This is a genomic window from Curtobacterium sp. PhB136 (genome assembly GCF_004346855.1).
In the GTDB taxonomy this organism is placed as follows: domain Bacteria; phylum Actinomycetota; class Actinomycetes; order Actinomycetales; family Microbacteriaceae; genus Curtobacterium.
In genome coordinates this window covers 62,579-89,527 of sequence record NZ_SMGH01000008.1, presented here as the reverse complement: position 1 = coordinate 89,527, position 26,949 = coordinate 62,579, and the positions used below count along the sequence as shown (strand labels likewise).

Sequence of the window (26,949 nt, the reverse complement as noted above, 5' to 3'; positions counted from 1 at the left end):
GCCTTCCCGACCGAGAGACCGAGGACCGTTGGCAGACGACCTGGACTGGAACGCGATCATCGCGCCCGGCAACGACGCCGAGCGGCAGGACCAGCAGTCCGCCGCAGGCGCATCAGACGACGCTCCTCGGTCCGCCGGTTCGGCAGACCCACCACTCTCCCGCCGGGAGGCTCGTGCCCGGGAAGCCGCATCGGCTCGCCGCGCTGAGCCCCCGGCTCCAGAGCCGGAACGGCCGGTCTCGCCGGCCGACGACGGCCAGGCGGAGCCGGCCGGTGAGCCGGCGGCGCCGGCCGCCGAACCGGTGGCGGAACCCACCGACGCGCTGCACCCCGAGCTGCACCCGGAGGTGCACGCGTTGCTCGGTCCGGACGACGGCGGGGCCGACGGGGGCGGTGGAGCCGCGGGAGGCGGCGGACGCGGGCGACGTGGCGGCGGCGGGCGAGCCTCCAGGCCGCCGCGGGAACCGCACCGACGGTCGCGTGGCGGACTGATCGCCGGGATCGTCATCGTCGCGGTCGTGCTGGCCGCCGGTGTCGGTGCGTACACGTTCGCGGCGCCGAAGGTGCAGCAGGTCATCGGCGCGCTGACCGGCGCCAAGGAGACCGACGACTACACCGGCTCCGGCACGTCGAAGGTCACCATCACGATCAAGCAGGGCGACATCGGCGAGGACGTCGCGAAGACCCTCCAGCGGAGCGGCGTCGTGAAGACCTCGTCCGCGTTCTACAAGCTGCTGCTGGCGTCCAGCGACGTCCAGTTCCAGCCGGGCTCGTACGCGATGAAGAAGCACATGAGCTCGAAGGCGGCACTGGCCGCGCTCCAGGACGACAAGAACAAGGTCACGGCGTCGATCGTGATCCCCGAGGGCACCGCGCTCAAGGACATCGAGGCGGGCATGGTCTCGAAGGCCGGCCTCAGCGAGGCCGAGGTGTCCGCGGCGGCGAAGGACCTCTCCGCCTACGACCTGCCGTCCGGCGTCACCACGCTCGAGGGCTGGTTGTTCCCGGCGACCTACCCGATCAACCCCGGGTGGACGGCGAAGCAGTACTTCCAGTCGATGGTCAGCACGATGAAGCAGCACCTCACCGCGGCCGGCGTCGCCGAGGCCGACCAGGAGCACGTCATCGTGTTCGCGTCGCTCGTGCAGAAGGAAGCAGGGCTCGCGGCGGACTACCCGAAGGTCGCGCGGGTCTTCCAGAACCGTCTCGACCAGGGCATGAAGCTGCAGTCCGACGCCACGGTCGCGTACGGCACCGGCAACACGCACCGGGTGACGACGACCGACGCCGAGCGGAACGACGCGTCGAACGTGTACAACACCTACCAGCACGCCGGGCTGCCGCCCGCGCCGATCTCGAACCCGGGTGACATCGCCATCAAGGCCGTCACCGCGCCCGCGACCGGCAACTGGCTGTACTTCGTGACCGTGAACCTGGAGACCGGTGAGACCGCGTTCTCGGACACGTACGCGCAGCACGAGGTCGCCGTCAAGCAGTTCCAGGCGTGGCTCCGCGCACACCCCTCGTACCAGTAGCGTGACGTCCTCCCACGGGCGCGTCTTCGAGCCGACGCCTGTGGGAGGATGGACACCATGCTTCGTTGGTTGACCGCTGGTGAGTCCCACGGACCCGAACTGATCGCGATGCTCGAGGGCCTGCCCGCCGGCGTCCCGGTGTCGTTCGAGTCCATCCGTACCGACCTCGCGCGGCGCAAGCTCGGCTACGGCCGCGGCTCCCGCATGAAGTTCGAGCAGGACGAGTTGCACGTGTCCGGCGGCGTCCGCCACGGGTACTCCCTCGGCAGCCCGATCGCCATCCGCATCGGCAACACCGAATGGCCCAAGTGGGTCGAGGTGATGAACCCGGAGCCCATCGAGAAGACCGAGCTCTCCCGTGGCCGCAGTGCGCCCCTGACGCGCCCCCGCCCGGGTCACGCCGACCTGGTCGGCATGCAGAAGTACGGCTTCGACGAAGCCCGCCCGATCCTGGAGCGCGCCTCGGCACGAGAGACCGCTGCCCGCGTCGCGCTCGGCGCCGTCGCGAAGTCCTTCCTCGCCGAGCTCGGGATCCGCAGCGTGGCGCACACCCTGCAGGTCGGGACCGTCCGCGTGCCGGACGGCACCGCGCTCCCGCAGCCGGACGACGTCGACCGCCTCGACGAGGACCAGCTGCGGTGCTTCGACGCGGAGACGTCGGCCCGCATGGTCACCGAGGTCGAAGCCGCCAAGAAGGACGGGGACACCCTCGGCGGTGTCGTCGAGGTGCTCTTCTACGGTGTCCCGCCGGGGCTCGGCTCGCACGTGCAGTGGGACCGCCGACTCGACGCACGGCTCGCCGCAGCGATCATGGGCATCCAGGCGATCAAGGGCGTCGAGGTCGGTGACGGCTTCCAGACCGCCGGCCGCCGCGGCTCCGAGGCGCACGACGAGCTCTACCGTGAAGACGGCGAGATCATCCGCACGAGCGACCGTGCCGGCGGCACCGAGGGCGGCATGTCCACGGGCACCGTGCTCCGGGTCCGCGCGGGCATGAAGCCGATCGCGACGATCCCACACGCGCTGCACACCATCGACGTCACCACGGGTGAGGACGCCTCGGCGCACCACCAGCGGTCCGACGTCTGTGCGGTTCCCGCCGCGGGCGTCGTGGCAGAGGCGATGGTCGCACTGGTGCTCGCCGACGCCGTGCTCGAGAAGTTCGGCGGCGACAACGTCGTCGAGACCAAGCGCAACCTCGAGTCGTACCTGGCCTCGATCCCGGAGACCCTGCGCTCCCGTCGGACCGAGCCGGCCGCGCACTCGTCGTCCTGGTGAGCACGGAGGGCGTCGGCACCCCGACGGCCCCGACCGCGCCCGTCGTCATCATCGGTCCGATGGGCGCGGGCAAGTCGAGCGTCGGTAAGCGGGTGGCGAAGCAGCTCGGCGTGCCGTTCACCGACACCGACCGCGTCATCGTCCGTGAGCACGGGCCGATCCCCGGGATCTTCGCGGACCGCGGGGAGCCGGCGTTCCGTGCCCTCGAGGCCGAGGCGGTCCGTCAGGCGATGGCGACCGGCGGCGTGATCGCCGTCGGTGGTGGGGCCGTCACGCACGCGGCCACCCGCGAGGCACTGGGTGGCGCGCGGGTCGTGCTGCTCACGGTCTCACCGGAAGCCGTCGCCGAACGCATCACCGGGTCCGACCGACCCCTGCTGGCGTCGGGCGGCATCGACGCGTGGCAGACCATCATGGACGAGCGCGCCGCGACCTACGCGGAACTCGCGCACACCGTCGTCGACACCTCTCGTCGGCCGATGTCCCTCGTCGTCGACGACGTGGTGACCTGGCTGACGAGCACCGAAGGAGCACCGTGACCGAGTCGATCCTGCCCGAGGGCACCACCGAGATCCGCGTCGGCGGGGACGACGGGTACGTCGTCGCGGTCGGCACCGGGCTGCTCGGCTCCGTGCCGGCGCTGCTCGGACCGCGGGTCGCGAAGGTGCTCATCGTGCACGCACCGACCCTGGGCGCCCGCGCGGAGGGACTGCGCGTGCAGCTCGTCGACGCCGGCCTCGAGGCGCTCATCGCCGAGGTCCCGGACGCCGAGGGAGCCAAGCGCGTCGAGGTCGCCGCGTTCTGCTGGCAGATCATGGGCCAGTCGGACTTCACCCGCACCGACGCCGTCATCGGCCTCGGCGGGGGAGCCGTCACCGACCTCGCCGGCTTCGTCGCAGCGACGTGGCTCCGCGGCGTGCCGTACATCGCGATCCCGACGAGCGTGCTCGGCATGGTCGACGCGAGCGTCGGCGGCAAGACCGGCATCAACACGAACGAGGGCAAGAACCTCGTCGGGGCCTTCTTCGCCCCCAAGGCGGTCGTCGCGGACATCGACCTGGTGCGCACCCTGCCGGAGAACGACGTCCTGACCGGGTTCGCCGAGATCGTCAAGGCCGGGTTCATCGCCGTCCCGGAGATCCTCGACGTGATCGAGGCCGACGTCGAGCGTGCGACCGACCCCACCACGCCGGAGTTCCGCCGCGTCGTCGAGCTGGCGATCGAACTGAAGGCGCAGGTGGTGTCGGACGACTTCACCGAGCAGGGCCGCCGCGAGATCCTGAACTACGGCCACACCCTCGGCCACGCGATCGAGCACGCGGAGCGGTACCAGTGGCGCCACGGTGCTGCGGTGTCGGTCGGCATGGTGTTCGCGGCCGAACTGGCCCGTCTCACCGGGCACCTCGACGACGCGACCGTCGATCGGCACCGGGCGATCCTGGAATCGCTGTCGCTGCCGACGACGTACCCGCTCGGCCGCTGGGAGGGGCTGCTCGCGACGATGCGCCGCGACAAGAAGGCCCGCGCCGGGATGCTCCGGTTCATCATCCTCGACGGTGTCGGCAAGCCGACCACGCTCGAGGGTCCCGAGAACCACCTGCTCTTCACCGCGTACCAGGAGGTCGGGGTCTAGCCGACCCGCTACCGGAGCACCCGGAGCGTCCGCCGCCACCACCACTTCACGTGCATCGACACCGTGACGACTCCGGTGCGCTCGTACTCCCGCCATTCGTCGACGGTCGCCCCTTCTTGCCAGGCATCGAGCACTTTGTCGTCCTCTTCGGTGCCGTTGACGTCGAACACCGGTCGGTCGGGCAGCGGGGCGAACAACGGCATCAGGGTTCCTCCTGGTCGTGCGGCGGCTGGTGGCGGTCGAGTACATGGCGCCGGAGAGCTCGGCGTGCGAGTTCCTGGACCGGCTTGGGCGCCCACCGTACGTCGATGAGGCGCTGGAGGACAGTTCTCGAGATGTCGTATTCGGACCGGCTCCGATTCGCGCGAACCGCCCAGGTCAGTCGTTCCCACGCGTGGTTCCGGTCGGCGGCGCGGCGGGCCTGGAACGCGCCGAACCAGCTGACCACGGCGGCCGCGATGGCGGCGGCAGCCGCGACGGCGGCGGCGATGAGTGCTGTGTCCATGGGACGAGCGTGACGCCCTGGCGGCGGTCGACCGACGGGGGCGAGCCGACCTGTGGAGCGGGAGCCGTGCCTCCCGGCTGTGGAGGAAGGACCCGGGGAAGCCCAGGCCGGGGGAGCATGCTGGCCGTGTGCCCAACCCACCCCGCCTGAGCGACCTCGGCGGCGGCCCGACCGTGGACGCGGGGACCCTCAGGACCCGCGCGCGCCGCTTCGCCGAACTCCTCGCCATCGCCCGCCGCCACGGCCTCGTCCCCTTCCGCCGCCTCGACTTCACCCGCGACCCGGAGACCTCCGACACGCGCCGTGACCAGGCCGAGCACCTGCGCCGCGCGCTCGAGGAAGCGGGCGGCGGGTTCGTGAAGATGGGCCAGCTGCTCTCCACGCGCGACGACCTGCTGCCCGACGAGTGGACCGAGGGGCTCGCGCACCTGCAGCGGAACGTCACGCCGGCGGACCCGACGGCGGTCGCCGAGCTCCTCGCGCGGGAACTGCACGCTCCCGTCGACCAGGTCTTCCAGTCCTTCGACAACACACCGGTCGCGGCCGCGTCCATCGCGCAGGTGCACCGTGCGCGGCTGCACGACGGCACCGCGGTGGCCGTGAAGGTGCAGCGCCCCGGCATCGACGACGCGGTCCGGCGTGACGTGGACATCGCGCTGCGGGTCGTCAAGTTCATGGCGCGCACCTCCGCCGAAGCGCGACAGGTCGGCGTGCAGGACGTCGCGGCGCAGTACGCGGCCGACCTGATCCGGCAGGTCGACTTCGGGTCGGAGCTCCGGAACCTCGAGACCCTCCGCGCGGCACAGGCCAGGAGCGCCCGTCCGGACGAGATCCGGTTCCCCGATCCCTACCCGGAGCTGTCCGGCCGGCGCGTCCTGGTGATGGAGTTCCTCGAGGGCGACACGCTCAGCGCGATCCGGGCGTCCCGCGCAGACCGCGACCTGGACGAGCCGATGCGGGCGATCCTCCGGGCGTTCCTCCGGCAGGTCGTGTTCGACGGGGTCTACCACGGCGACCTGCACCCCGGGAACGTCCTGCTGCTGCCCGACGGCCGACCGGCGCTCATCGACTTCGGGTCGGTCGGGCGCCTCGACCCGGGACTCCGCGACGTCGTGCAGGAACTGCTGGCCGCGTACATCCAGGACGACACCGCCCGCATCGCCGACGCGGTGCTGCGGATGGCACCGGTCCGACGTGCCGAGGACGAGCCGGACTTCCGTCGCGACATCGCCCGGTTCGTCGCCGACGAGCTCGGACCCGGCGCGCGCATCGGGGTGGAGACCGTCGACGACGCGGTCGAGGTGTTCGGGCGGTACCGGCTGAAGGCGCCGCCGGACTTCGTGGCGGCGGCGCGGGCACTCGCGATCTTCGAGGGGACGCTCCGCAGTCTGGTGCCCTCGTTCGACCTGCTCGAGGAGTCCCGGAACCTGGCGCGCGAGCAGATCCGCGACCAGCTCCGCCCGAGTGTCCTGCGGGACGTCGCAGCACGCGAGCTCTTCGGCCTGTTCTCGACCGTCAGACGACTGCCGCGGCGGGTCGACCGCATCGGGGAGGCGATCGAGCACGGCCGGCTCTCTGTGAACATCCGCCTCCTCTCCGACCGGCGGGACCGGCAGACCCTGTCCGGGATGATCCGGCGGGTCCTCCTGGTGCTGCTCGGGTCCGGTGCCGGGATCCTGGCGATCGTCTACCTGGCGTCGCCGGCTCGTCCCACCGCCGTCATCGGCACCGGGACGGCCGGTGGGCTGCTCGGGGGAGCGGCGGTGGTGCTGCTCGTCTGGGCCGCGATCGACGCGTGGCGTGCCCGCCGACGGGACTGAGCCGGTCGGCTACACTCGACCGGGGCGCGCAGCCGCCCGCACACTTCATTCATCAACACGAATTGGACATCGACACCCATGGCCAGTACCACTGACATCAAGAACGGCGCCGTTCTCATCATCGACGGGCAGCTCTGGTCGGTCGTCGAGTTCCAGCACGTGAAGCCCGGCAAGGGTGGTGCGTTCGTCCGCACCAAGCTGAAGAACGTCGTCTCCGGCAAGGTCGTCGACCGCACGTTCAACGCGGGCGCGAAGATCGAGACCGCGACGGTCGACCGCCGCGACTACCAGTTCCTCTACGAGGACGGCGACTCCTACGTGTTCATGGACACCGACACCTACGACCAGATCCCGGTCCCCGCGACCGTCGTCGGCGACGCGAAGAACTTCCTCCTCGAGTCCGCGATGGTCACCATCGCGATGAACGAGGGCAACCCGCTCTACATCGAGCTCCCGACGTCGATCGTCACCGAGATCGAGACCGAGCCGGGCCTGCAGGGCGACCGTTCGTCCGGTGGCACGAAGCCCGCGACGATCAAGGCCACCGGCTACCAGATCCAGGTGCCGCTGTACCTCGAGACGGACACCAAGGTGAAGATCGACACGCGCGACGGCAACTTCCTCGGCCGCGTCAACGACTAGGCGCTGACCGTATGAGTGCTCGTTCGAAGGCCCGCAAGCGCGCCCTCGACATGCTGTACGTGGCCGAGGTCCGGGAACTCCCGATCGCGGACGTCCTCGCCACGGAGACCGTCCGGCACCTCGACCAGCCCGAGCGTGCGTCCAGCTGGGACTACGCCCGGCAGGTCGTCACCGGCGTCGAGGACGCCCGCGCGGAGATCGACGCGGTGATCGTCGAACACGCCCAGGGCTGGTCGATCCCGCGGATGCCGGTCCTCGACCGCTGCATCCTCCGGATGGGCGTGTGGGAGATCCGGTTCAACCCGGAGGTCCCGGACGCCGTCGCCATCGCCGAGGCGGTCGAGCTCGCGCAGTCGCTGTCCACCGAGGAGTCGGCGGGCTTCGTCAACGGCGTGCTCGGAGCGATCGCCGGGGGCCGTGCACCGTCCGGTCGGTCGGTCGCAGGGGACCAGGAGTCCCGGTAGGGTTGACCACGTCAGCATCCTTTAAATGCCGTCCTGAGAGGCGGGGAAGGAGGTCGGCGTGGGTACCAGAACGGTCCTGCAGCACTCCGACATCATGCGTGCTCTGACACGCATCGCGCACGAGATCCTCGAGGCCAACCACGGCGCCTCGGACCTGGTGCTCCTCGGCATCCCGACCCGGGGTGCCGTCCTCGCGGAGCGGCTCGGCCGCATCCTCGCGGACATCGAACCCGAGTGGGACGGCCGCGTCGGCACGCTCGACGTGACGATGCACCGCGACGACCTCGGTCGCGGCATCGGCCGGGCGCCGCACCGGACGACCATCCCCGCCGGCGGCATCGACGGCCGGGTCGTCGTCCTGGTCGACGACGTGCTGTACTCGGGGCGCACGGTCCGAGCGGCCCTCGACGCCCTGCAGAACATCGGTCGGCCGCGGGCGGTCCGCCTCGCCGTGCTCGTGGACCGCGGGCACCGGGAACTCCCGATCCGTGCGGACCACGTCGGCAAGAACCTGCCGACCGCGTCCGACGAGCGCGTCACCCTCCGGCTCACCGAGACCGACGGCGCCGACGAGGTCGTCATCGAACAGCCGCAGCAGCCGCAGCAGCCGCAGCAGCAGCAGCCTGCACAGGGAGGCGTCGCGTGAAGCACCTCCTCTCCACCGCCGACCTCTCCCGTGCCGACGCGATCCAGATCCTCGACGTCGCCGAGGAGATGGCCGAGGTCAACCAGCGCGAGGTCCGGAAGCTCCCGGCCCTCCGCGGCAAGACCGTCGTGAACCTCTTCTTCGAGGACTCCACCCGCACGCGGATCTCCTTCGAGGCCGCCGCGAAGCGCCTCTCCGCCGACGTCATCAACTTCGCCGCGAAGGGCTCCAGCGTCTCCAAGGGCGAGTCGCTCAAGGACACCGTGCAGACCCTCGGCGCGATGGGCATCGACGGCATCGTCATGCGCCACGGCGCCTCCGGTGCACCCCGGGTGCTCGCCGACGCGGACTGGATCGACGTCCCGGTGGTGAACGCCGGCGACGGCACGCACGAGCACCCGACGCAGGCGCTCCTCGACGCGTTCACGATGCGGCGGCGGCTGCACGGCGCCGGCAGTCGCGGGCAGGCGCTCGACGGGGTCCGTGTCCTCATCGTCGGCGACGTGCTGCACAGCCGCGTCGCCCGCAGCAACGCGTGGCTCCTCCGCACCCTCGGCGCGAGCGTGACCTTCGCGGCCCCGCCGACACTGCTGCCCGTCACGACGACCCCGTTCGGCGCCGCCGTGCACCACGACCTCGACACCGCCCTCGCCGAGGACCCGGACGTCGTGATGACGCTCCGCATCCAGCAGGAGCGCATGAACGACGCCTTCTTCCCGAACCCGCGCGAGTACACGCGCCACTGGGGCCTGACCGCCGCGCGGTTCGCGCGGCTCTCCGAGCGCACGCTCGTGATGCACCCCGGGCCGATGAACCGCGGCCTGGAGATCGCCGGCGTCGCCGCCGACTCGCCCGCATCGACGATCGTCGAGCAGGTCGAGCACGGCGTCTCCGTCCGGATGGCCGTCCTGTACCTGGCCCTCACGGGCGACCTGGGCCTCCCGGGCGCAGGCGCCCCGTCCGGCACCGACCAGAAGGAGTCCGTCGCATGACCGCTCACCTCATCCGCGGCGCGCAGCTGGTCGACGGCTCGCGTGCCGACATCCGCCTGGAGGGACGTCGCATCACCGCGATCGGGTCCGGTCTCGACGCGGCCGGCGCCACCACCGTGGACGCGGACGGCCTGATCGCCCTGCCCGGTCTCGTGGACCTGCACACCCACCTCCGCGAGCCCGGTCACGAGGAGTCCGAGACGGTCCTGTCCGGCTCGCGCGCCGCGGCCGCCGGTGGATTCACCGCCGTGAACGCGATGGCGAACTCGAGCCCGGTCGCGGACACCGCGGGCGTGGTGGAGCAGGTCCAGGCGCTCGGCGACGACGCGGGCTACGTCACGGTCCGCCCGATCGGCGCCGTCTCGCAGGGCCTGCAGGGCACGCACCTGTCCGAGATCGGTGCGATGGCGACCTCGCGGGCGAAGGTCCGGGTGTTCTCCGACGACGGCTCGTGCGTGTCCGACCCGCTCCTGATGCGCCGCGCGCTCGAGTACATCAAGGGCTTCGGCGGTGTCCTCGCGCAGCACGCACAAGAGCCCCGTCTGACCATCGGCGCACAGATGAACGAGGGTCGTCTGTCCTCGGAGCTCGGCCTCGCCGGGTGGCCCGCCGTGGCGGAGGAGGCGATCATCGCCCGGGACGTCCTGCTCGCCGACCACGTCGGAGCACGCCTGCACGTGTGCCACGTCTCGACGGCCGGCAGCGTCGAGGTGATCCGCTGGGCCAAGTCCCGCGGGATCGACGTCACGGCCGAGGTCACGCCCCACCACCTGGTGCTCACCGAGGACCTCATCGCGGGGATCGACGGTGCTCCGGGGTACGACGCCCGCTACAAGGTGAACCCGCCGCTCCGTGCGCGTGAGGACGTGGACGCCCTCCGCGCCGCCCTCGCCGACGGCACGATCGACATCGTCGCGACGGACCACGCACCGCACACGGCCGAGGCGAAGTGCTGCGAGTGGCCGGCGGCCGCGAACGGCATGGTCGGTCTCGAGTCCGCGCTGAGCGTCGTCCAGGCCGCGGTGGTCGAGGACGGCCGCCTCGACTGGGCCGACATCGCCCGCGTGCTCTCGAGCGCTCCCGCCCGGATCGGCCAGGTCGAGGGCCACGGTCAGGCGATCGCCGAGGGCGCCCCCGCGGAGATCACCCTCTACGACCCGAGCGCGAGCCGCGAGTTCGCCGTCACCGACCTCGCCGGGCAGTCGCAGAACTCGCCCTACCTCGGGATGCGCCTGCCCGGGCGCGTCGTCGCGACGTTCCACCACGGGTACCCGACGGTGCTCGACGGCGCGGTCGTCGACGCGGAGACCATCGCAGCAGCCGCTGCCGCAGCGCGGACGGCGGTGACCGCGTGAGTGGCGATGCCGCACGCTGGCTCCTCGGCGGCGTGATCCTGCTCGCGGTGGCCGCGCTGTTCGTGGCCATGGCGCGCACGTGGCGGACGCGTGTGCGCAAGCAGACGGAAGCCGTGCCTCCCGTCAGCGTGCCGTCCGACGTCGGACCGGCGGCCGGGTCGTGGGACGGCTTCACCGTCGCGACGACCCGCGCCGACCTGCCGCTCGAACGCATCACCGCCGGCGGACTCGGCTTCCGCGGTCGCGGCGGCGTGGCCGTCCACGACGGCGGCGTCGTCCTGCACCTCGCCGGCGCGGACGACCGCTGGGTCGCCGCGGACGCGCTCCGCGGCGCCGACCGCGCCACGTGGGCCATCGACCGTGTGGTCGAACCCGGGGGACTGGTCCGTCTGCGATGGACGGCGACCGGCGCCGCAGGTGCGACGGACCTCGACACCTACTTCCGGTTCCCGGAGGACGACGCAGCAGCACTGCGGGCGCTCCAGGAGCTGGCGACGAAGCACAACCACCCGCACACCGCGGGCGAAGGGACGAACTGATGACACGCGAACGGGCCGTGCTGGTCCTCGAGGACGGCACCCGCTACGACGGATGGGCCTACGGCGCCCGCGGACGCACCCTCGGCGAGGTCGTCTTCGCAACCGGGATGACCGGGTACCAGGAGACGCTGACCGATCCGTCCTACGCCGGGCAGATCGTGGTGCAGACCGCGCCGCACATCGGCAACACGGGTGTGAACGACGAGGACCCCGAGTCCCGTCGCATCTGGGTCGCCGGGTACGTGGTGCGCGACCCCAGCCGCGTCGTGTCGAACCACCGTGCGAACGCCTCGCTCGACGACCACCTGGAGCGCGACGGCATCGTCGGGATCTCCGGGATCGACACCCGCGCGATCACCCGCCGGATCCGTGACGCCGGCGCGATGAAGGGCGGAGTGTTCAGCGGCCCGGACGCGGCCCTGTCGCCCGAGGAGCAGGGCCGGCTCGTGCGCGAGCAGGTCGACATGGCGGGGCAGAGCCTCTCCGCGGCGGTCTCCACCGCCGAGCCGTACGTCGTCCCCGCCGTCGGCGAGCAGATCGGCACGCTCGCCGTGCTCGACCTCGGCGTCAAGGCGTCGACCACGCGCTACCTCGCCGCTCGCGGCTTCGAGGTGCACGTGCTGCCGCAGGACTCGACGATCGAGGCGCTCCGCGACCTCGCGCCGGACGCCCTGTTCTACTCGAACGGCCCGGGTGACCCGGCCGCGTCCGAGTCGCAGGTCGCGCTGCTGCAGGAGAGCCTCCGCGACGGCCGCCCGTTCTTCGGCATCTGCTTCGGCAACCAGCTCCTCGGCCGCGCGCTCGGCTTCGGCACCTACAAGCTGCCCTTCGGCCACCGCGGCATCAACCAGCCGGTGCTCGACACCACCACCGGCAAGGTCGAGATCACGAGCCAGAACCACGGCTTCGCGGTCGACGCCCCCGTCGGCGAGGTGCTCGAGTCCCCGGTCGGCTTCGGTCGCGTCGAGGTCTCGCACTACTCGCTCAACGACAACGTCGTCGAGGGCCTCCGCGCGCTCGACATCCCGGCGTTCAGCGTGCAGTACCACCCCGAGGCGGCCGCCGGACCGCACGACAGCATGTACCTGTTCGACCGCTTCCGGGACATGGTCGTCGCGCGCAACGAGGGCCGTCCGCTGGACGCAGCCACCGCCGACGCGACCACCCCCGCAGCCGACGTCACGAAGGAAGGCAACTGATGCCGAAGCGCCCTGACATCAACTCCGTCCTGGTCATCGGCTCCGGCCCGATCGTCATCGGGCAGGCCGCCGAGTTCGACTACTCCGGCACCCAGGCCTGCCGTGTCCTCCGCGCCGAGGGCATCCGCGTGATCCTCGTCAACCCGAACCCGGCGACGATCATGACGGACCCGGACTTCGCCGACGCCACCTACATCGAGCCGATCACGAACGCCTCGATCGAGGAGATCATCCGCATCGAGCAGCCGGACGCGATCCTGCCGACGCTCGGCGGCCAGACCGCGCTGAACGCCGCGATCGCGCTCGACGAGGCCGGCATCCTCGCCAAGCACGGTGTCGAGCTCATCGGCGCCAAGGTCGACGCGATCCAGCGCGGCGAGGACCGGCAGCTCTTCAAGGAGCTCGTGCTCGAGTCCGGCGCCGACGTGGCCCGCAGCCACATCGCCCACACGCTCGAAGAGGCCAAGGAGTTCGCGAAGGACCTCGGCTACCCGCTCGTCGTCCGCCCGTCCTTCACCATGGGCGGTCTCGGCTCCGGCTTCGCGTACACCGAGGAAGAGCTGATCCGCTTCGTCGGTGACGGGCTGCAGTCCAGCCCGACGACCGAGGTCCTGCTCGAGGAGTCGATCCTCGGCTGGAAGGAGTACGAGCTCGAGCTGATGCGGGACAACTACGACAACACCGTCGTGGTCTGCTCCATCGAGAACGTCGACCCGGTCGGCGTGCACACCGGCGACTCGATCACGGTCGCCCCCGCGCTCACGCTGACCGACCGCGAGTACCAGAACATGCGGAACATCGGCATCGACATCATCCGTCGCGTCGGCGTCGACACCGGTGGCTGCAACATCCAGTTCGCAGTCGACCCGGCGAACGGCCGTCTCATCGTCATCGAGATGAACCCCCGTGTCTCGCGCTCCAGCGCGCTGGCGTCGAAGGCGACGGGCTTCCCGATCGCGAAGATCGCCGCGAAGCTCGCCATCGGGTACCGCCTCGACGAGATCCAGAACGACATCACCCGGGTCACCCCGGCGAGCTTCGAGCCGACGCTCGACTACGTCGTCGTGAAGACCCCGCGGTTCGCGTTCGAGAAGTTCCCGGCCGCCGACGCCACCCTGACCACGACGATGAAGAGCGTCGGCGAGGCGATGGCCATCGGCCGGAACTTCGCGACCGCCCTGCAGAAGTCGCTCCGCTCGCTCGAGAAGCGTGGCTCGAGCTTCCACTGGGACACCCCGGCGGCCGAGCTCGACAAGGACGCCCTCCTCGAGAAGTCGAAGATCCCGACCGACGGCCGCATCGTCACGGTGCAGCAGGCGCTCTACGCCGGTGCCACGGTCGAAGAGGTCTTCGCGGCGAACGCGATCGACCCGTGGTACCTCGACCAGATCGTGCTGATCAACGAGGTCGCGGCCGAGGTCCGGGACGCGGAGACGCTCGATGCGGACGCGATCCGCTGGGCGAAGGAGCACGGCTTCAGCGACATCCAGATCGCGTCGCTGCGGAGCACCGGCGACCAGCAGGTCACCGAGCAGCAGGTCCGCGACGTCCGGCACGAGCTCGGCATCCGCCCGGTCTTCAAGACGGTCGACACCTGCGCCGGCGAGTTCCCGGCCCTGACGCCGTACCACTACTCGTCCTACGACACCGAGACCGAGGTCGCCCCGTCGGGCCGCAAGAAGGTCGTCATCCTCGGCTCCGGCCCGAACCGCATCGGCCAGGGCGTCGAGTTCGACTACTCCTGCGTGCACGCGTCGTTCGCGCTGAGCGACGCCGGGTTCGAGACGATCATGATCAACTGCAACCCGGAGACGGTCTCCACCGACTACGACACCTCGGACCGGCTGTACTTCGAGCCGCTGACCACCGAGGACGTCCTCGAGGTCATCGAGGCCGAGGCCGCGTCCGGCGAACTCGTCGGTGTCGTCGTGCAGCTCGGCGGCCAGACGGCCCTCGGGCTCGCGAAGCCGCTCGAGGCCGCCGGGATCCCGATCCTCGGCACCAGCCCGACGGCGATCGACTCCGCCGAGGAGCGCGGTCAGTTCTCCGCGATCCTCGACGCGGCCGGGCTGCTCGCGCCGCGGAACGGCACCGCGCACGACCTGGAGAGCGCGACCGCCGTCGCCGAGGAGATCGGCTACCCGGTCCTCGTCCGCCCGTCGTTCGTGCTCGGCGGCCGCGGCATGGAGATCGTCTACGACGCCACCGCGATGGCCGACTACTTCGGCCGGATGGCCGACCAGGCGATCATCGGCCCGGACCTGCCGCTCCTGGTGGACCGGTTCCTCGACGACGCCGTGGAGATCGACGTCGACGCGCTGTTCGACGGCGAGCGGCTCTACATCGGCGGCATCATGGAGCACATCGAAGAGGCGGGCATCCACTCGGGTGACTCGTCCTGCACGCTCCCGCCGGTCGGTCTCGGCCGCGGCGAGATCCAGGCGGTCGTCGACGCCACCGAGAAGATCGCGCGCGGCATCGGCGTGCGCGGGCTCCTCAACGTGCAGTTCGCGATCGGCGCCGGCGTGCTCTACGTGCTCGAGGCGAACCCCCGCGCCAGCCGCACCGTGCCGTTCGTCTCGAAGGCGCTCGGCATCGCCCTGGCGAAGGCGGCCGCCCGGATCATGACCGGCACCTCGGTCGACGCCCTCGTCGAGGAAGGGCTCCTGCCCGCCCGCGACGGCGCCTTCGTGCCGGCGCAGGCCCCGGTCGCGGTCAAGGAAGCGGTGCTGCCGTTCCGCCGCTTCCGCACCGCCGAGGGCCAGGTCGTCGACTCGGTGCTCAGCCCCGAGATGCGCTCCACCGGTGAGGTCATGGGCATCGACCGCGACTTCCCGCGGGCGTTCCTCAAGTCCCAGATCGCGGCGTACGGCGGGCTGCCGACCAGCGGCACCGTGTTCGTGAGCGTCGCGGACACCGACAAGCGCGCCATCGTGCTGCCCGTGCACCGGCTGCAGCAGCTCGGCTTCACGATCACCGCGACCGAGGGCACCGCCGAGGTGCTCCGCCGCAACGGCATCCTCGTCGACGTGGTCGGCAAGTACAGCCAGGGCGGCGAGAGCGTCGTCGACCTGCTCGCGCGCAACGAGGTCGACATCGTGATCAACACGCCGAGCGGCGCGTCGGGTCGTGCGGACGGCTACGAGATCCGCGCGGCCACGGTCGCCGCGGACAAGCCGCTGTTCACGACGATCGCGCAGCTCGGCGCGGCCGTCGCGGCGATCGAGACGATCGGCACCGCGCACAGCGTGCGCAGCCTGCAGGACTACGCGCTCGAGCGGGCGGGCTGGTGACGGACCGCCACGTCGACCAGGAGCAGCCGGGAGGCCCGACGCCGTTCGGCGTCCGGCTCGCCGCCGCCATCGGGTCGCGTTCCGCCCTGTGCGTCGGGATCGACCCCCACGCCGCCACCTTGGCGGCGTGGGGGCTCGGTCGCGACGAGGCGGGGCTGACCGCGTTCGGCGCGACGCTCGTGGACGCGGCCGCCGGCCGCGCCGCGGTCGTGAAGCCGCAGGTTGCCTTCTTCGAGGCGGCCGGGGTGGCCGGCTACCGCGCGCTCGACGCGACGATCCGTCGGGCACGCGATGCGGGCCTCCTGGTCGTCGCCGACGTGAAGCGGGGCGACATCGGCTCGACCGGTGACGACTACGCGACCGCGTGGATCGACGCCGACGGGCCGTTCGCGGCCGACGCGATGACGGTGTCGCCGTACCTCGGGTACGGGTCCCTGCGCGGCACGATCGACGTGGCCCGGCGGAACGGCGCCGGCGTGTTCGTGCTCGCCGCGACGAGCAACCCCGAGGCCCGGGTGCTCCAGACGGCGGTCCTGGCAGAGGGGCCGCGTGCCGGGCGCTCCGTCGCTGCCGGTATCGTTCTGGACGTGGCAGACGACAACCCGGCCGTGGACGACCAGGCCATCGGGGACGTCGGGCTCGTGCTCGGCGCCACCCTCGACCTGACGGACTTCGGCATCGGCGCGGACGAGATCGGCACGTCGCCGGTCCTCGCACCGGGCTTCGGTGCCCAGGGCGCCCGCATCGAGGACCTCCGTGCCCTGTACGGCTCGCGTGCCGAACAGGTGCTCGTGAGCGAGTCCCGCGGGCTCCTGACCGACGGCCCGGACGGCGTGGCGGCCCTGGTGGCCGACCGTGCGGACCGGATCCGTCTGGCGCTGGCGTCCGACGGCGGGTCGGCCGCATGACGGACGACCGCACGGACCTCCCCGCGCACCGCAACCCGCCGGAGGTGGACCGGGCTGCCGCTGCCCGTGCCGCCGTCGCCGCCCGTCGCGCCCGCGCCGCCGTCAAGGCCGCCGTCGCATCGGGGGAGCGGTCCGCGCTCGACGTCGCCCGCGCCGCGTGGGACGAGGACGCCACCGCCGAGACCGCCGCGGAACGCTCGCTCCGGGTCCGCGACCTGCTGACGAGCCTGAGCGGCATCGGCCCGGCCCGTGCCGAGACCATCATGGGGACGCTCCGCATCGCACCGTCGAAGCGGCTCGGCGGACTCGGCAGCCGGCAGCGTGCCGCACTGGCCGAGTGGCTGGCCGCCCGCGGCCGGAAGCGCGGCACGTCGAAGCTCGTCGTCCTCGCCGGACCCACCGCGGTCGGCAAGGGCACGGTCAGCGCGTACATCCGCGAGCAGTACCCGGACGTGAACCTCAGCGTGTCCGCGACGACCCGGAAGCCCCGCCCGGGCGAGGTCGACGGCGTGCACTACTACTTCGTCGACGACGCCGAGTTCGACCGGATGATCCGGGAACGCGAGCTGCTCGAGTGGGCGACCGTGCACAACTCGTACCGGTACGGCACCCCCCGGCCGCCGATCGACCGCGCGCTCGACGCCGGCGACAAGGTGATGCTCGAGATCGACCTGCAGGGTGCCCGGCAGGTGCGGGACGCCATGCCCGAGGCCGTGCTCGTCTTCCTGCTGCCGCCCACGTGGGAAGAACTGGTCCGCCGGCTCATCGGCCGCGGCACCGAGTCCTCCGAGGAACAGGCCCGTCGGCTCGAGACCGCGAAGGTCGAACTCGCCGCCCAGGACGAGTTCGACGTGCGGATCGTGAACTCCGATGTCGGCACCGCGGCACGTGAGGTCGTAGACTTGTTCACTGCGCCCTAGCCGGGAGCGCGCGCCGTGCCCACGGGCACGACTCATCCTTCGTTGACTGGAGACACCATGGCCAACCCCCAGGGCATCATCGACCCGCCCATCGACGACCTGCTGTCCAAGGTCGAGTCGAAGTACGCGCTTGTCATCTTCGCGTCGAAGCGTGCGCGCCAGATCAACGACTACTACGCCGACCTGCACGAGGGCTCGCTCTTCGACAACGTCGGTCCGCTCGTCGACTCCACGATCGACGACAAGCCGCTGTCGGTGGCCCTCCACGAGATCAACGAGGACAAGCTCACCGTCACCAAGCAGCAGCCGCAGCCCACCGTCTGATCCCGGTGACGTCCAGCACGCTGCGCCTCTTCACGTCCGAGTCGGTGACGGAGGGGCACCCCGACAAGATCTGCGACCAGATCTCGGACAGCATCCTCGACGCCCTGCTCACGGTGGACCCGCACGCGCGCGTCGCAGTGGAGACCATGGTGACGACCGGACTCGTGCACGTCGCGGGTGAAGTCACCACGTCGGGCTACGTCGAGATCCCGAAGATCGTCCGCGACGTCATCACGGGCATCGGGTACAACTCGTCGGAGGTCTCCTTCGACGGCCACACCTGTGGCGTCGAGGTCTCGATCGGCGCGCAGTCGCCGGACATCGCCCAGGGCGTCGACGAGTCGCTCGACTCGCGCTCCGGCGCCGTAGACCCGCTCGACCGCCAGGGCGCCGGCGACCAGGGCATCATGTTCGGCTTCGCGACGAACGAGACCCCGGAGTACATGCCCGTCGCGATCTGGCTCGCGCACCGTCTGGCCGAGCGTCTCGCCGCCGTGCGCAAGTCCGGCGAGCTGACGTTCCTGCGCCCCGACGGCAAGACCCAGGTCACGGTCGGGTACGACGGCGTCGTCCCGAAGACCGTCGAGACCGTCGTCGTGTCGACGCAGCACTCGCCGAGCGTCACGCTCGACGAGCTCACCGCGGCGATCACCGAGCACGTCATCCGTCCGGTCCTCGACCTCGTCGACCTGGACTCCTCGCACGTCGACGTCATCGTGAACCCGACCGGCCGCTTCGAGATCGGCGGCCCCCAGGGCGACGCCGGCCTCACCGGTCGCAAGGTCATCGTGGACACCTACGGCGGTGCCTCCCGACACGGCGGTGGTGCGTTCAGCGGCAAGGACCCGTCGAAGGTGGACCGTTCGGCCGCCTACGCGCTCCGCTGGGTCGCGAAGAACGCCGTCGCCGCTGGTCTCGCCGACCGGCTGGAGGTCCAGGTCGCCTACGCGATCGGCCGTGCCGCCCCGGTCGGGCTGTACGTCGAGTCGTTCGGCACCGGTCACGTCGACGACGCCACCATCGAAGCGGCGATCCGCAGCGTGTTCGACCTCCGTCCGGCCGCGATCATCCGCGACCTCGACCTGCTCAAGCCGCGCTACGCGCAGACCGCGACCTACGGCCACTTCGGCCGCGAGCTCCCCGGCTTCACCTGGGAGCAGCTCGACCGCGTCGACGCGCTCCGCGAAGCCGCAGGACTCGTCGCCGCCGCGGTCTGACCACCGCGTGACCACCGTCGCGCGCGTCGTCCTCGACTCGCCGCTCCCGCAGTTGGACCGTCTGTTCGACTACCGGGTGCCGGCCGAGCTCGAGGACGACTGCGTGCCTGGGGTCCGCGTGAAGGTCCCGCTCCGCACCGGCGCCCGGATGTCCGACGCGTACGTGGTCGAGGTCGTCGACGAGGGCGCGTTCCCCGGGGAACTCAGTCAGATCGAGACGCTCGTGAGCCCGGTGCCGGTGCTCGCGCCGGAGATCTGGACGCTCGCCCGCGCCGTCGCCGACCGTGCCGCGGGTGTCGCGTCCGACGTGCTGCGGCTCGCGGTGCCGACCCGGCAGGTCCGCGCCGAGAAGGCCTGGCTCGCCCGGGATCCCGAGCAGGTGCTCCCCGCGGTCGACGCCCCTGTCGTCACGGGCTACGCCGAGGGGGTCGTCGAGGAGATCGTCGCGACGAACGGCCGTGCTGCCGTCGCCGCGGTCCCGCATCCCGTGCAGCTCGACGCCGCAGCCGGAGACGGGGGCTGGGTCCCCGGCTGGGCAGCCACCCTCGCGCAGGCCGCCGCCCGGACCCTCGCCACCGAGCGTTCCGCCGTCCTCGCGGTGCCGGACTTCCGCGACGTGATGGACCTCGAGCGCGCGCTGCTCGCCCTGGTGCCGGCCGAACGGGTCGTCCGGTTCGACGCGAAGCAGACCAACGGGCAGCGGGCGAAGGCGCTCCTGCAGGCCCGGACGCACCCGGTCGTCGCGATCGGGAACCGCACCGCGATGTACGCCCCGGCGAGCGACCTCGGCCTCATCGCGATGTGGGACGACGGCGACGCCTCGTTCATCGAGCAGCGCGCACCGTACGTGCACACGCGCGACGTCGCGCTCGTCCGTGCGGCGCAGTCCGGCGCGTCGCTCCTGCTCCTCGCGCACGCCAGGAGCACCGACGTGCAGCGGCTCGTCGAGCTCGGCTGGCTCGACGACGTCGTGCCGTACCGCCAGGCGGTGCCGCACGTCGTCCCGACGGCGCAGCAGGTGAACGCCGACGGTCCCGCGGCCCAGGCCCGCATCCCGTCGAGCGCCTGGCGCGCCGCGCGAGAGGCGAGCCGCACCGGCCCCGTCCTCGTGCAGGTCGCGAACCCGGGCTTCGGCACCGGGCTCGTCTGCGCGGACTGCGGGGAGCGCGCGCACTGCCGGGTCTGCGGCGGACCGCTCGGTGCCCCGACGCACGGTGCCGTCCCGCAGTGCCGGTTCTGCGGCGCCCTCGCCGCGGGGTACCGCTGCCCGACGTGCGGCGGCGGCAAGCTCAAGGCCGTCGGACAGGGGGCGCAGCGCACCGCCGACGAACTCGGCCGGGCGTTCCCCGGCACGCGCATCGTGGTCGCCGACGGCTCCCGGCCGATCGACGAGGTCCCCGCGAAGCCCGCCGTGGTGGTGGCCACCCGCGGCGCCGAACCGTCGACACCCGGCGGGTACGCCTGCGTGCTGCTCCTCGACGGCGAGAAGATGCTCGGCCGCGAAGGACTGCGCGTGCAGGAGGAGGTGCTGCGCTTCTGGACCAACGCCGCCGCGAAGGGTGCACCTGGTGCGGAGGTGTACCTCGTCGGCATCGGCGGGAAGCTCGCGACGGCGATGGCCCTCTGGCAGCTCGACGGTCCCGCGCACGACGAGCTCGTCGACCGCCGGGAACTCCTCTTCCCGCCGGCCGTCCGGGTCGCCACGCTCTCCGGCACCGAGGCCGCGGTGACCGCAGCGGTCGAGGCCCTCGGCGAGGCGCCCGTCGGTCCGGTCCTCGGTCCGGTGCCGGTGGACGACCCGATCCCGGGGACCGTCCGCGCCATCGTGCGCTTCCCCTACGCGCACGGCGCCGAGGTCGCGGCGACCATCAAGGCCGAGGTGATCCGGCGCTCGTCCACCCGTCGTGTGCTCCCCGGGGGCGCCAAGCGCCGCTCGGCCCCGGCGCTCCGGGCGCGGCTCGACGACGCCGAGCCCTTCTCCGAAGTCTGAGAGACTGGAACCCATGCGTCTCGTCGTCGCCGGCAGCCCCGCTGCGGCCGTCCCCACCCTCCGCCGGCTCGCGGCATCCGACCACGAGATCGCCGCGGTGCTCACCCGTCCGCCGACCCCGCAGGGCCGGAAGCGCGTGCTCACGCCGACCCCGGTCGCACAGGTCGCCGCGGAGCTCGGACTGCCCGTGATCGAGGCCTCCCGCGTCGACGAGGCCGTCACCGCGCAGCTCGCCGCGCTCGACGTCGACCTCGGCGTCATCGTCGCCTACGGCGCGCTGCTCCGCCGCTCCGCGCTCGACACGCCCCGACACGGCTGGGTCAACCTGCACTTCTCCGAGCTCCCCGCGTACCGCGGCGCGGCTCCGGTGCAGCGTGCGGTGATGGCCGGCGACACCCGCACGGCCGCCACGGTGTTCCAGCTCGTCGAGGCGCTCGACGCCGGTCCCGTGTACGCCTCCGAGCCGTTCACCATCGACCCCGAAGCCACCTCCGGTGAGGTCCTCGCCGCGATGGCCGAGACCGGTGCCGAGGTGGTCGCGCGGGTCGTCGACGACATCGCCGCCGGCACCGCGGTCGCCACCGAGCAGGTCGGCGAGCCGACGACGGCGCCGAAGACCACCCTCGACGACGGCCGCATCGACTTCGCGCAGCCCGCCGCGGCCGTGCACGCCCGCATCCGCGGCGTCACACCAGAGCCGGGCGCGTTCACGCACCTGGGGGAGACCCGGGTCAAGGTGCTGCGGGCGCAGCGTCCTGACCACCAGCCGGGAGGCCCGGGAGACCCCGTCCCGTCGCTCGCGCCCGGTGCGCTCCGCGTCCACGGCGGTCGGCTGTTCGTCGGGACCGCCGACGACGCGCTCGTGCTCACCGAGGTGCAGCCGGCCGGCAAGAAGGCGATGGACGCCGCCGCCTGGGCCCGTGGCCTCGGCACGCTCGACGGGAAGGTCCTCGCATGAGCCCGCACCAGCAGCAGCAGCCCCGGACCGTCCGCGGTCCGAGCGCCCGCCGTGTCGCGTACGACGTCATCCGGGCCGTCCAGGTCGACGACGCGTACGCGAACCTCCTGCTCCCCACCCGGATCCGCCGCGCCGCACTGTCAGCGCGGGACGCCGGGTTCGCCACCGAGCTCACCTACGGCACCATCCGGATGATCGGCCGCTACGACGCGATCGTCGAGGCCGCGTCCGGACGCCGTGTCGCCAACATCGAGGCCGACGTGCTCGACGTGATGCGGCTCGGCGTGCACCAGCTCCTCGCGATGCGCACCCCGACGCACGCCGCCGTCTCCGCGACCGTCGAGCTCGCCCGGGAGGTCGGCGCCCACCGTGCCACCGGTTTCGTGAACGCCGTGATGCGCAAGGTCGCCGCGAAGAGCCCGGAGGAATGGGACGCCGAGATCACCCGTGGCCTGTCCGGCGACGACCTGCTCGCGACGCGCTGGTCCCACCCGGCGTGGGTGGTGTCCTCGCTCCGCGACGCGCTGGCCGCCGAGCGGTCCCGCGACGAGCTCGTGGCACTGCTGGCCGCCGACGACGTCGCCCCGCGCGTGCAGCTCGCCGCGCTGCCCGGGCTCGCGACCGAGGCCGACGTGGCCGCGGTGACCGCTGCCGTGACGGCGACCGACGACGAACCGACGGCCGACGACGTGACCGGAGCCGAGCCTCCCGTCGGTGTCGGTGCAGAGGTCGTGGCGGACGCGGACGCCCTGCCGGTCTCGCCCGTCGGGATCCGCGGCGTCACCGGCGACCCCGCACGGGTGCCGGGCGTCGCCGCCGGACGGCTCCGCGTGCAGGACGAGGGCTCGCAGCTCGCGGCGCTGGCGCTCAGCCGGGCGTCCGCGGTGCGCGCGGGGGAGCGGTGGCTGGACCTGTGCGCCGGACCCGGCGGCAAGGCGGCGCTCCTCGCCGCCGAGGCCGCACAGGGCGGTGCGACCCTCGTCGCCAACGAGCTCGTCCCCGCGCGTGCCGGGCTCGTCCGGAAGGCCCTCGCGGACTTCGGCGAGACCGTCACCGTCGTCGAGGGCGATGCCCGTCGCTACGGTCTCGACGGCGCCGGCGTGACGTACGACCGGGTGCTGCTCGACGCGCCGTGCACCGGGCTCGGGGCGCTCCGGCGTCGCCCGGAGGCGCGCTGGCGGAAGGTACCGGAGGACGTCCAGGAGCTCGCGGTCCTGCAGGCCGAACTGCTCGACGCAGCCGTGCGGGTGCTGGCGCCCGGCGGGACGCTGGCGTACGTGACGTGCTCGCCGCACCTCGCGGAGACGCGCGGGCAGGTCGACGCGCTGATGGCGCGGCACGGTGACGTGCTCGAGCAGGTCGACACGGCCGCGGTCGTGCGGTCCGTGGCCGCGCGGGACCCGCAGGTCGCGGACGGCAACACGGCGCAGCTGTGGCCGCACCGGGTCGGTACGGACGCGATGTTCATCGCGCTGTTCCGGCGGGTGTGAGCCGGCGGCTCAGATCCGGACGCGGAACTCCATGGCGTCCTTGCGGGTCAGGCGGCCGGCCGCACGTGCCATCCGGCGGCCCTTGCCCGTCGTCCCCTCGGCACTCGTCGTGATCTGCTCCTCGGCCTCGCGGACGCGCCAGGCGAGGTCCGTGCCGCGCGCCGAGTAGGCGACCCGCTCGAACGCTTCCCGGATCCGCTTCTCGGCGGCCGCGTCGGTGGCCGCGTCCTCCGGGATCGTCGCCGCGGTGCGGAGCACGGTCTCGGTGGCGGTCAGCCCGGCGAGGACGGCCGCGTGGGTCAGGCCGAGTCCGCCGGACATCACGAGTTCGAGCTCCATCGAGACGGGACCGTCGGCGACCAGGCGCGTGAGCCGGACCTGGCCCCGGCCACCCTGGTTCGCCCAGCGCGTCGCGTCGCCGTGCGAGAGGAAGAGCGCGAAGTCGAGGACCTCCAGGACGTCCTCGAGGTCGCGGACCACCTCGGTCAGCGGGACCCCGGTGTCCTCGGCGTACTCGACCTGGACGGCGATGGACTGCGTGTCTGTGCGGCTCTGGACATCGATCACGACGTGCAGCCTAGGCGGCGGTGCTGTCGGGCGCCGGTAGGGTGGTGCGGTGACGATCCGCATCTCGCCGAGCATCCTGTCCGCCGACTTCGCGAACCTCGAGCGGGAGCTCGACCGGATCGCGACCGCCGACATGGTGCACGTCGACGTGATGGACAACCACTTCGTGCCGAACCTGACGCTCGGCCTCCCGATCGTGCAGCGCCTGCAGGAGGTCTCCCCGGTGCCGCTCGACGTCCACCTGATGATCACCGACGCCGACACCGAGGCCCCGAAGTACGCCGAGACCGGCGCCGCGAGCGTGACGTTCCACTTCGAGGCGGCGACCGACCCGATCGCCACCGCCGCCGCGATCCGCTCGAACGGCGCCCGCGCGGCCGTCGCGGTGAAGCCCGGCACGCCGATCGCCCCCGTGCTCGCGCACCTGGACGCCTACGACATGATCCTGCTGATGACCGTCGAGCCCGGGTTCGGTGGCCAGTCCTTCATGCCCGAGGTGATGCCGAAGCTCGCCGACGCACGCGCCGCGGTCGACGCCTCCGGGCTCGACGTCTGGCTCGAGGTCGACGGCGGCATCTCGGTCGAGACCGTGCCGACGGCCGTGCGGAGCGGAGCTGACACCCTGGTCGCCGGGTCCGCGGTCTACGGCGGCGAGCCGGCGCCGCGCATCCGGGACCTCCGCGACGCGGCGCAACGTGCGCTCGCGGGACGGTAGCCTGGGAGCGTGAAGACGTTCGACGAGCTGTTCGCGGAGCTGACCGAGAAGGCCGCATCGCGCCCCGAGGGCTCCGGCACCGTCGCCGAACTGGACGCCGGCGTGCACCAGATCGGCAAGAAGATCGTGGAGGAAGCGGCCGAGGTCTGGATGGCGGCCGAGTACGAGGGTGACGTCCGCACGGCTGAGGAGATCTCCCAGCTCGTGTACCACCTGCAGGTGCTCATGGTCGCGAAGGGCCTCACCCCGGCGGACGTCTGGCGACATCTGTAGGACGCGCTCCGGCGCACCCGCAGCGACGTCACCGACCCCGCCGACAGAAAGCAGACCCCCTGATGCTCCGCATCGCCGTGCCCAACAAGGGTTCCCTGTCCGAGACCGCCTCCGAGATGCTGCGGGAGGCCGGGTACGCCGGTCGCCGCGACCCGAAGGCCCTGCACCTGGTCGACGAGCGCAACGGGGTGGAGTTCTTCTACCTCCGTCCGCGTGACATCGCCACGTACGTCGGCTCCGGCGCACTCGACGTCGGCATCACCGGCCGTGACCTGCTGCTCGACTCCGGGTCCGCCGCGCACGAGGTCGACGCGCTCGGCTTCGCCGACTCCACCTTCCGCTTCGCCGGGACGCCCGGTCGGTTCTCCTCCTTGCAGGACCTCGACGGCGTCCGGGTCGCGACGAGCTACCCGGGCCTCGTGGGCGAGTTCCTCGGCCGGCACGGCGTGACCGCGACCCTGGTGCAGCTCGACGGCGCGGTGGAGAGCGCGGTGCGCCTCGGCGTGGCCGACGCGGTCGCCGACGTCGTGTCCACCGGCAGTACCCTCCGCCAGGCCGGCCTGGAGATCTTCGGCCCGGTCATCCTCGAGTCGACGGCGCTGCTCATCAGCACCGACGAGACCATCGCCGGCATCGACGTGCTGCGCCGGCGGCTGCAGGGCGTCCTCGTCGCACGCGGCTACGTGATGCTCGACTACGACATCCCGACCGACCTGCTCGAGCAGGCGACCGCGATCGCGTCGGGCATCGAGTCCCCGACGGTGTCGCCGCTGCACGGCCGGGACTGGTCCGCCGTCCGGGTGATGATCCCGAAGGACGACGCCAACCTCATCATGGACGCGCTCTACGACCTCGGCGCCCGCGCCATCCTCGTGAGCCCGATCCACGCCGCACGCCTGTGAACGCCGACGTGGCCGGCGCGCTCGGCGGCGTCGCGATCCGCGTCGTCCCCTGCCTCGACGTCTCCGGCGGCCGCGTGGTCAAGGGCGTCAACTTCCTCGACCTGCAGGACGCCGGCGACCCGGTGGAGCTCGCCGCGCGGTACTACGAGCAGGGCGCCGACGAGCTGACCTTCCTCGACGTCGGCGCGACGGTGGAGAACCGCGCGACGATGTACGAGACCGTGACCCGGACCGCCGAGCAGGTCTTCATCCCGCTGACCGTCGGCGGCGGCGTGCGGAGCGTCGACGACGTGTCCCGCCTGCAGCAGTGCGGCGCGGACAAGATCGGCGTGAACAGCGCCGCGATCGCCCGACCCGACCTCGTCGGTGAGATCGCCGACCGGTTCGGGGCGCAGGCCGTCGTGCTCTCGCTCGACGTCAAGCGCTCCGACCGGATGCCGTCCGGCTTCGTCGTCACCACGCACGGCGGGCGTACAGAGACCGACATCGACGCGGTCGCCTGGGCACGCGAAGCCGTCGAGCGGGGCGCGGGGGAGCTCCTCGTGAACTCGATCGACGCCGACGGCACGAAGAACGGCTTCGACCTCGAACTCGTCCGTGCCGTGCGCGCCGTGTCCACCGTCCCGGTGATCGCCTCCGGCGGCGCCGGGCGCGTCGAGCACTTCGCCCCGGCCGTCGACGCCGGGGCCGATGCGGTGCTCGCGGCGAGCGTGTTCCACCGCGGCGAGATGACCATCGGCGACGTCAAGGCAGCGCTCCGGGAGACCGGGCACGCCGTACGCTAG

At 72.1% G+C, this 26,949-nt stretch carries 27 protein-coding genes; 24 read left to right on the top strand and 3 right to left on the bottom strand.

The window, feature by feature from the left end:
• The first annotated feature begins 28 nt into the window (after positions 1-28).
• Genes mltG through aroB form a run of 4 tightly spaced genes read left to right on the top strand, consistent with a single transcriptional unit; the run spans position 29 to position 4,445 of the window.
• A complete protein-coding gene (mltG, locus tag EDF27_RS14375) occupies positions 29-1,534 on the top strand; it encodes an endolytic transglycosylase MltG (RefSeq protein ID WP_132049559.1) in 1,506 nt (501 codons plus the stop codon).
• A 57-nt stretch (positions 1,535-1,591) separates the two neighbouring features.
• A complete protein-coding gene (gene aroC, locus EDF27_RS14370) occupies positions 1,592-2,812 on the top strand; it encodes a chorismate synthase (protein ID WP_132049557.1) in 1,221 nt (406 codons plus the stop codon).
• Entirely contained in the window at positions 2,809-3,351 is a 543-nt protein-coding gene (locus EDF27_RS14365; RefSeq protein WP_279433194.1) for a shikimate kinase, read from the top strand. Before aroC ends, EDF27_RS14365 begins: the two co-directional genes overlap by 4 nt.
• A gap of 11 nt (positions 3,352-3,362) precedes the next feature.
• Positions 3,363-4,445: a 3-dehydroquinate synthase gene (aroB, locus tag EDF27_RS14360; RefSeq protein WP_132049824.1), complete on the top strand. Its 1,083-nt coding sequence runs from the start codon at positions 3,363-3,365 to the stop codon at positions 4,443-4,445.
• 8 nt (positions 4,446-4,453) lie between these two features.
• Here aroB and EDF27_RS14355 read toward each other — a convergent pair whose 3' ends face one another.
• Together EDF27_RS14355 and EDF27_RS14350 are read right to left on the bottom strand one after the other, a co-directional pair.
• Positions 4,454-4,648: a hypothetical protein gene (locus tag EDF27_RS14355; RefSeq protein ID WP_123653569.1), complete on the bottom strand. Its 195-nt coding sequence runs from the start codon at positions 4,646-4,648 to the stop codon at positions 4,454-4,456.
• Entirely contained in the window at positions 4,648-4,950 is a 303-nt protein-coding gene (locus EDF27_RS14350; RefSeq protein ID WP_132049555.1) for a hypothetical protein, read from the bottom strand. Before EDF27_RS14350 ends, EDF27_RS14355 begins: the two co-directional genes overlap by 1 nt.
• 128 nt (positions 4,951-5,078) lie before the next feature.
• Here EDF27_RS14350 and EDF27_RS14345 point away from each other — a divergent pair, with 128 nt between their 5' ends.
• The 16 genes from EDF27_RS14345 (at position 5,079) to EDF27_RS14270 (ending at position 23,707) form a co-directional block, all read left to right on the top strand.
• Entirely contained in the window at positions 5,079-6,770 is a 1,692-nt protein-coding gene (locus tag EDF27_RS14345) for an AarF/UbiB family protein (RefSeq protein ID WP_132049553.1), read from the top strand.
• Between the two features lie 78 nt (positions 6,771-6,848).
• A complete protein-coding gene (gene efp, locus EDF27_RS14340) occupies positions 6,849-7,412 on the top strand; it encodes an elongation factor P (protein WP_123653567.1) in 564 nt (187 codons plus the stop codon).
• Positions 7,413-7,423: 11 nt separating this feature from the next.
• Positions 7,424-7,876, top strand: a complete 453-nt coding sequence (nusB, locus tag EDF27_RS14335; RefSeq protein WP_123704287.1) for a transcription antitermination factor NusB — start codon at positions 7,424-7,426, stop codon at positions 7,874-7,876.
• Between the two features lie 58 nt (positions 7,877-7,934).
• Positions 7,935-8,522 carry a bifunctional pyr operon transcriptional regulator/uracil phosphoribosyltransferase PyrR gene (gene pyrR, locus EDF27_RS14330; protein WP_132049550.1) on the top strand — a complete coding sequence of 196 codons (588 nt, stop codon included), beginning with the start codon at positions 7,935-7,937 and terminating at the stop codon, positions 8,520-8,522.
• A complete protein-coding gene (locus EDF27_RS14325; RefSeq protein WP_132049547.1) occupies positions 8,519-9,514 on the top strand; it encodes an aspartate carbamoyltransferase catalytic subunit in 996 nt (331 codons plus the stop codon). Before pyrR ends, EDF27_RS14325 begins: the two co-directional genes overlap by 4 nt.
• Complete coding sequence (locus tag EDF27_RS14320; RefSeq protein ID WP_132049545.1) at positions 9,511-10,869, top strand: dihydroorotase; 1,359 nt, start codon at positions 9,511-9,513, stop codon at positions 10,867-10,869. The genes EDF27_RS14325 and EDF27_RS14320 overlap by 4 nt, the downstream gene beginning before the upstream one ends.
• Positions 10,866-11,408 (top strand): hypothetical protein, encoded by a 543-nt coding sequence (locus tag EDF27_RS14315; protein ID WP_132049543.1) that lies wholly within the window; start codon positions 10,866-10,868, stop codon positions 11,406-11,408. The genes EDF27_RS14320 and EDF27_RS14315 overlap by 4 nt, the downstream gene beginning before the upstream one ends.
• Complete coding sequence (gene carA / locus EDF27_RS14310; protein WP_123653561.1) at positions 11,408-12,607, top strand: glutamine-hydrolyzing carbamoyl-phosphate synthase small subunit; 1,200 nt, start codon at positions 11,408-11,410, stop codon at positions 12,605-12,607. Before EDF27_RS14315 ends, carA begins: the two co-directional genes overlap by 1 nt.
• Entirely contained in the window at positions 12,607-15,900 is a 3,294-nt protein-coding gene (carB, locus tag EDF27_RS14305; RefSeq protein WP_132049541.1) for a carbamoyl-phosphate synthase large subunit, read from the top strand. The genes carA and carB overlap by 1 nt, the downstream gene beginning before the upstream one ends.
• Positions 15,897-16,808, top strand: coding sequence for an orotidine-5'-phosphate decarboxylase (pyrF, locus tag EDF27_RS14300; protein ID WP_132049539.1), 912 nt, complete (start codon positions 15,897-15,899; stop codon positions 16,806-16,808). The genes carB and pyrF overlap by 4 nt, the downstream gene beginning before the upstream one ends.
• On the top strand, positions 16,805-17,728 hold the full coding sequence (gene gmk / locus EDF27_RS14295) for a guanylate kinase (RefSeq protein ID WP_123653557.1): 924 nt from the start codon (positions 16,805-16,807) through the stop codon (positions 17,726-17,728). Before pyrF ends, gmk begins: the two co-directional genes overlap by 4 nt.
• A gap of 57 nt (positions 17,729-17,785) precedes the next feature.
• A complete protein-coding gene (rpoZ, locus tag EDF27_RS14290; RefSeq protein ID WP_056124209.1) occupies positions 17,786-18,052 on the top strand; it encodes a DNA-directed RNA polymerase subunit omega in 267 nt (88 codons plus the stop codon).
• A 5-nt stretch (positions 18,053-18,057) separates the two neighbouring features.
• On the top strand, positions 18,058-19,269 hold the full coding sequence (metK, locus tag EDF27_RS14285) for a methionine adenosyltransferase (RefSeq protein WP_185017084.1): 1,212 nt from the start codon (positions 18,058-18,060) through the stop codon (positions 19,267-19,269).
• A 7-nt stretch (positions 19,270-19,276) separates the two neighbouring features.
• A complete protein-coding gene (locus EDF27_RS14280; protein ID WP_132049537.1) occupies positions 19,277-21,259 on the top strand; it encodes a primosomal protein N' in 1,983 nt (660 codons plus the stop codon).
• A 13-nt stretch (positions 21,260-21,272) separates the two neighbouring features.
• Entirely contained in the window at positions 21,273-22,217 is a 945-nt protein-coding gene (fmt, locus tag EDF27_RS14275) for a methionyl-tRNA formyltransferase (RefSeq protein WP_132049535.1), read from the top strand.
• Positions 22,214-23,707 carry a transcription antitermination factor NusB gene (locus EDF27_RS14270; RefSeq protein ID WP_132049533.1) on the top strand — a complete coding sequence of 498 codons (1,494 nt, stop codon included), beginning with the start codon at positions 22,214-22,216 and terminating at the stop codon, positions 23,705-23,707. The genes fmt and EDF27_RS14270 overlap by 4 nt, the downstream gene beginning before the upstream one ends.
• A 9-nt stretch (positions 23,708-23,716) precedes the next feature.
• Here the strand turns inward: EDF27_RS14270 and EDF27_RS14265 are convergent, their stop codons facing one another.
• Complete coding sequence (locus tag EDF27_RS14265) at positions 23,717-24,274, bottom strand: hypothetical protein (protein WP_132049531.1); 558 nt, start codon at positions 24,272-24,274, stop codon at positions 23,717-23,719.
• Positions 24,275-24,323: 49 nt separating this feature from the next.
• Between EDF27_RS14265 and rpe the strand changes: the two genes are divergently transcribed.
• From rpe to hisF, 4 genes are all read left to right on the top strand, one after another.
• Positions 24,324-24,989 carry a ribulose-phosphate 3-epimerase gene (gene rpe, locus EDF27_RS14260; protein WP_123653552.1) on the top strand — a complete coding sequence of 222 codons (666 nt, stop codon included), beginning with the start codon at positions 24,324-24,326 and terminating at the stop codon, positions 24,987-24,989.
• Positions 24,990-24,998: 9 nt separating this feature from the next.
• Positions 24,999-25,262, top strand: coding sequence for a phosphoribosyl-ATP diphosphatase (locus tag EDF27_RS14255; protein WP_071275117.1), 264 nt, complete (start codon positions 24,999-25,001; stop codon positions 25,260-25,262).
• A gap of 62 nt (positions 25,263-25,324) precedes the next feature.
• Complete coding sequence (gene hisG, locus EDF27_RS14250) at positions 25,325-26,164, top strand: ATP phosphoribosyltransferase (protein ID WP_123653551.1); 840 nt, start codon at positions 25,325-25,327, stop codon at positions 26,162-26,164.
• Positions 26,161-26,949 carry an imidazole glycerol phosphate synthase subunit HisF gene (gene hisF / locus EDF27_RS14245; RefSeq protein WP_243698366.1) on the top strand — a complete coding sequence of 263 codons (789 nt, stop codon included), beginning with the start codon at positions 26,161-26,163 and terminating at the stop codon, positions 26,947-26,949. Before hisG ends, hisF begins: the two co-directional genes overlap by 4 nt.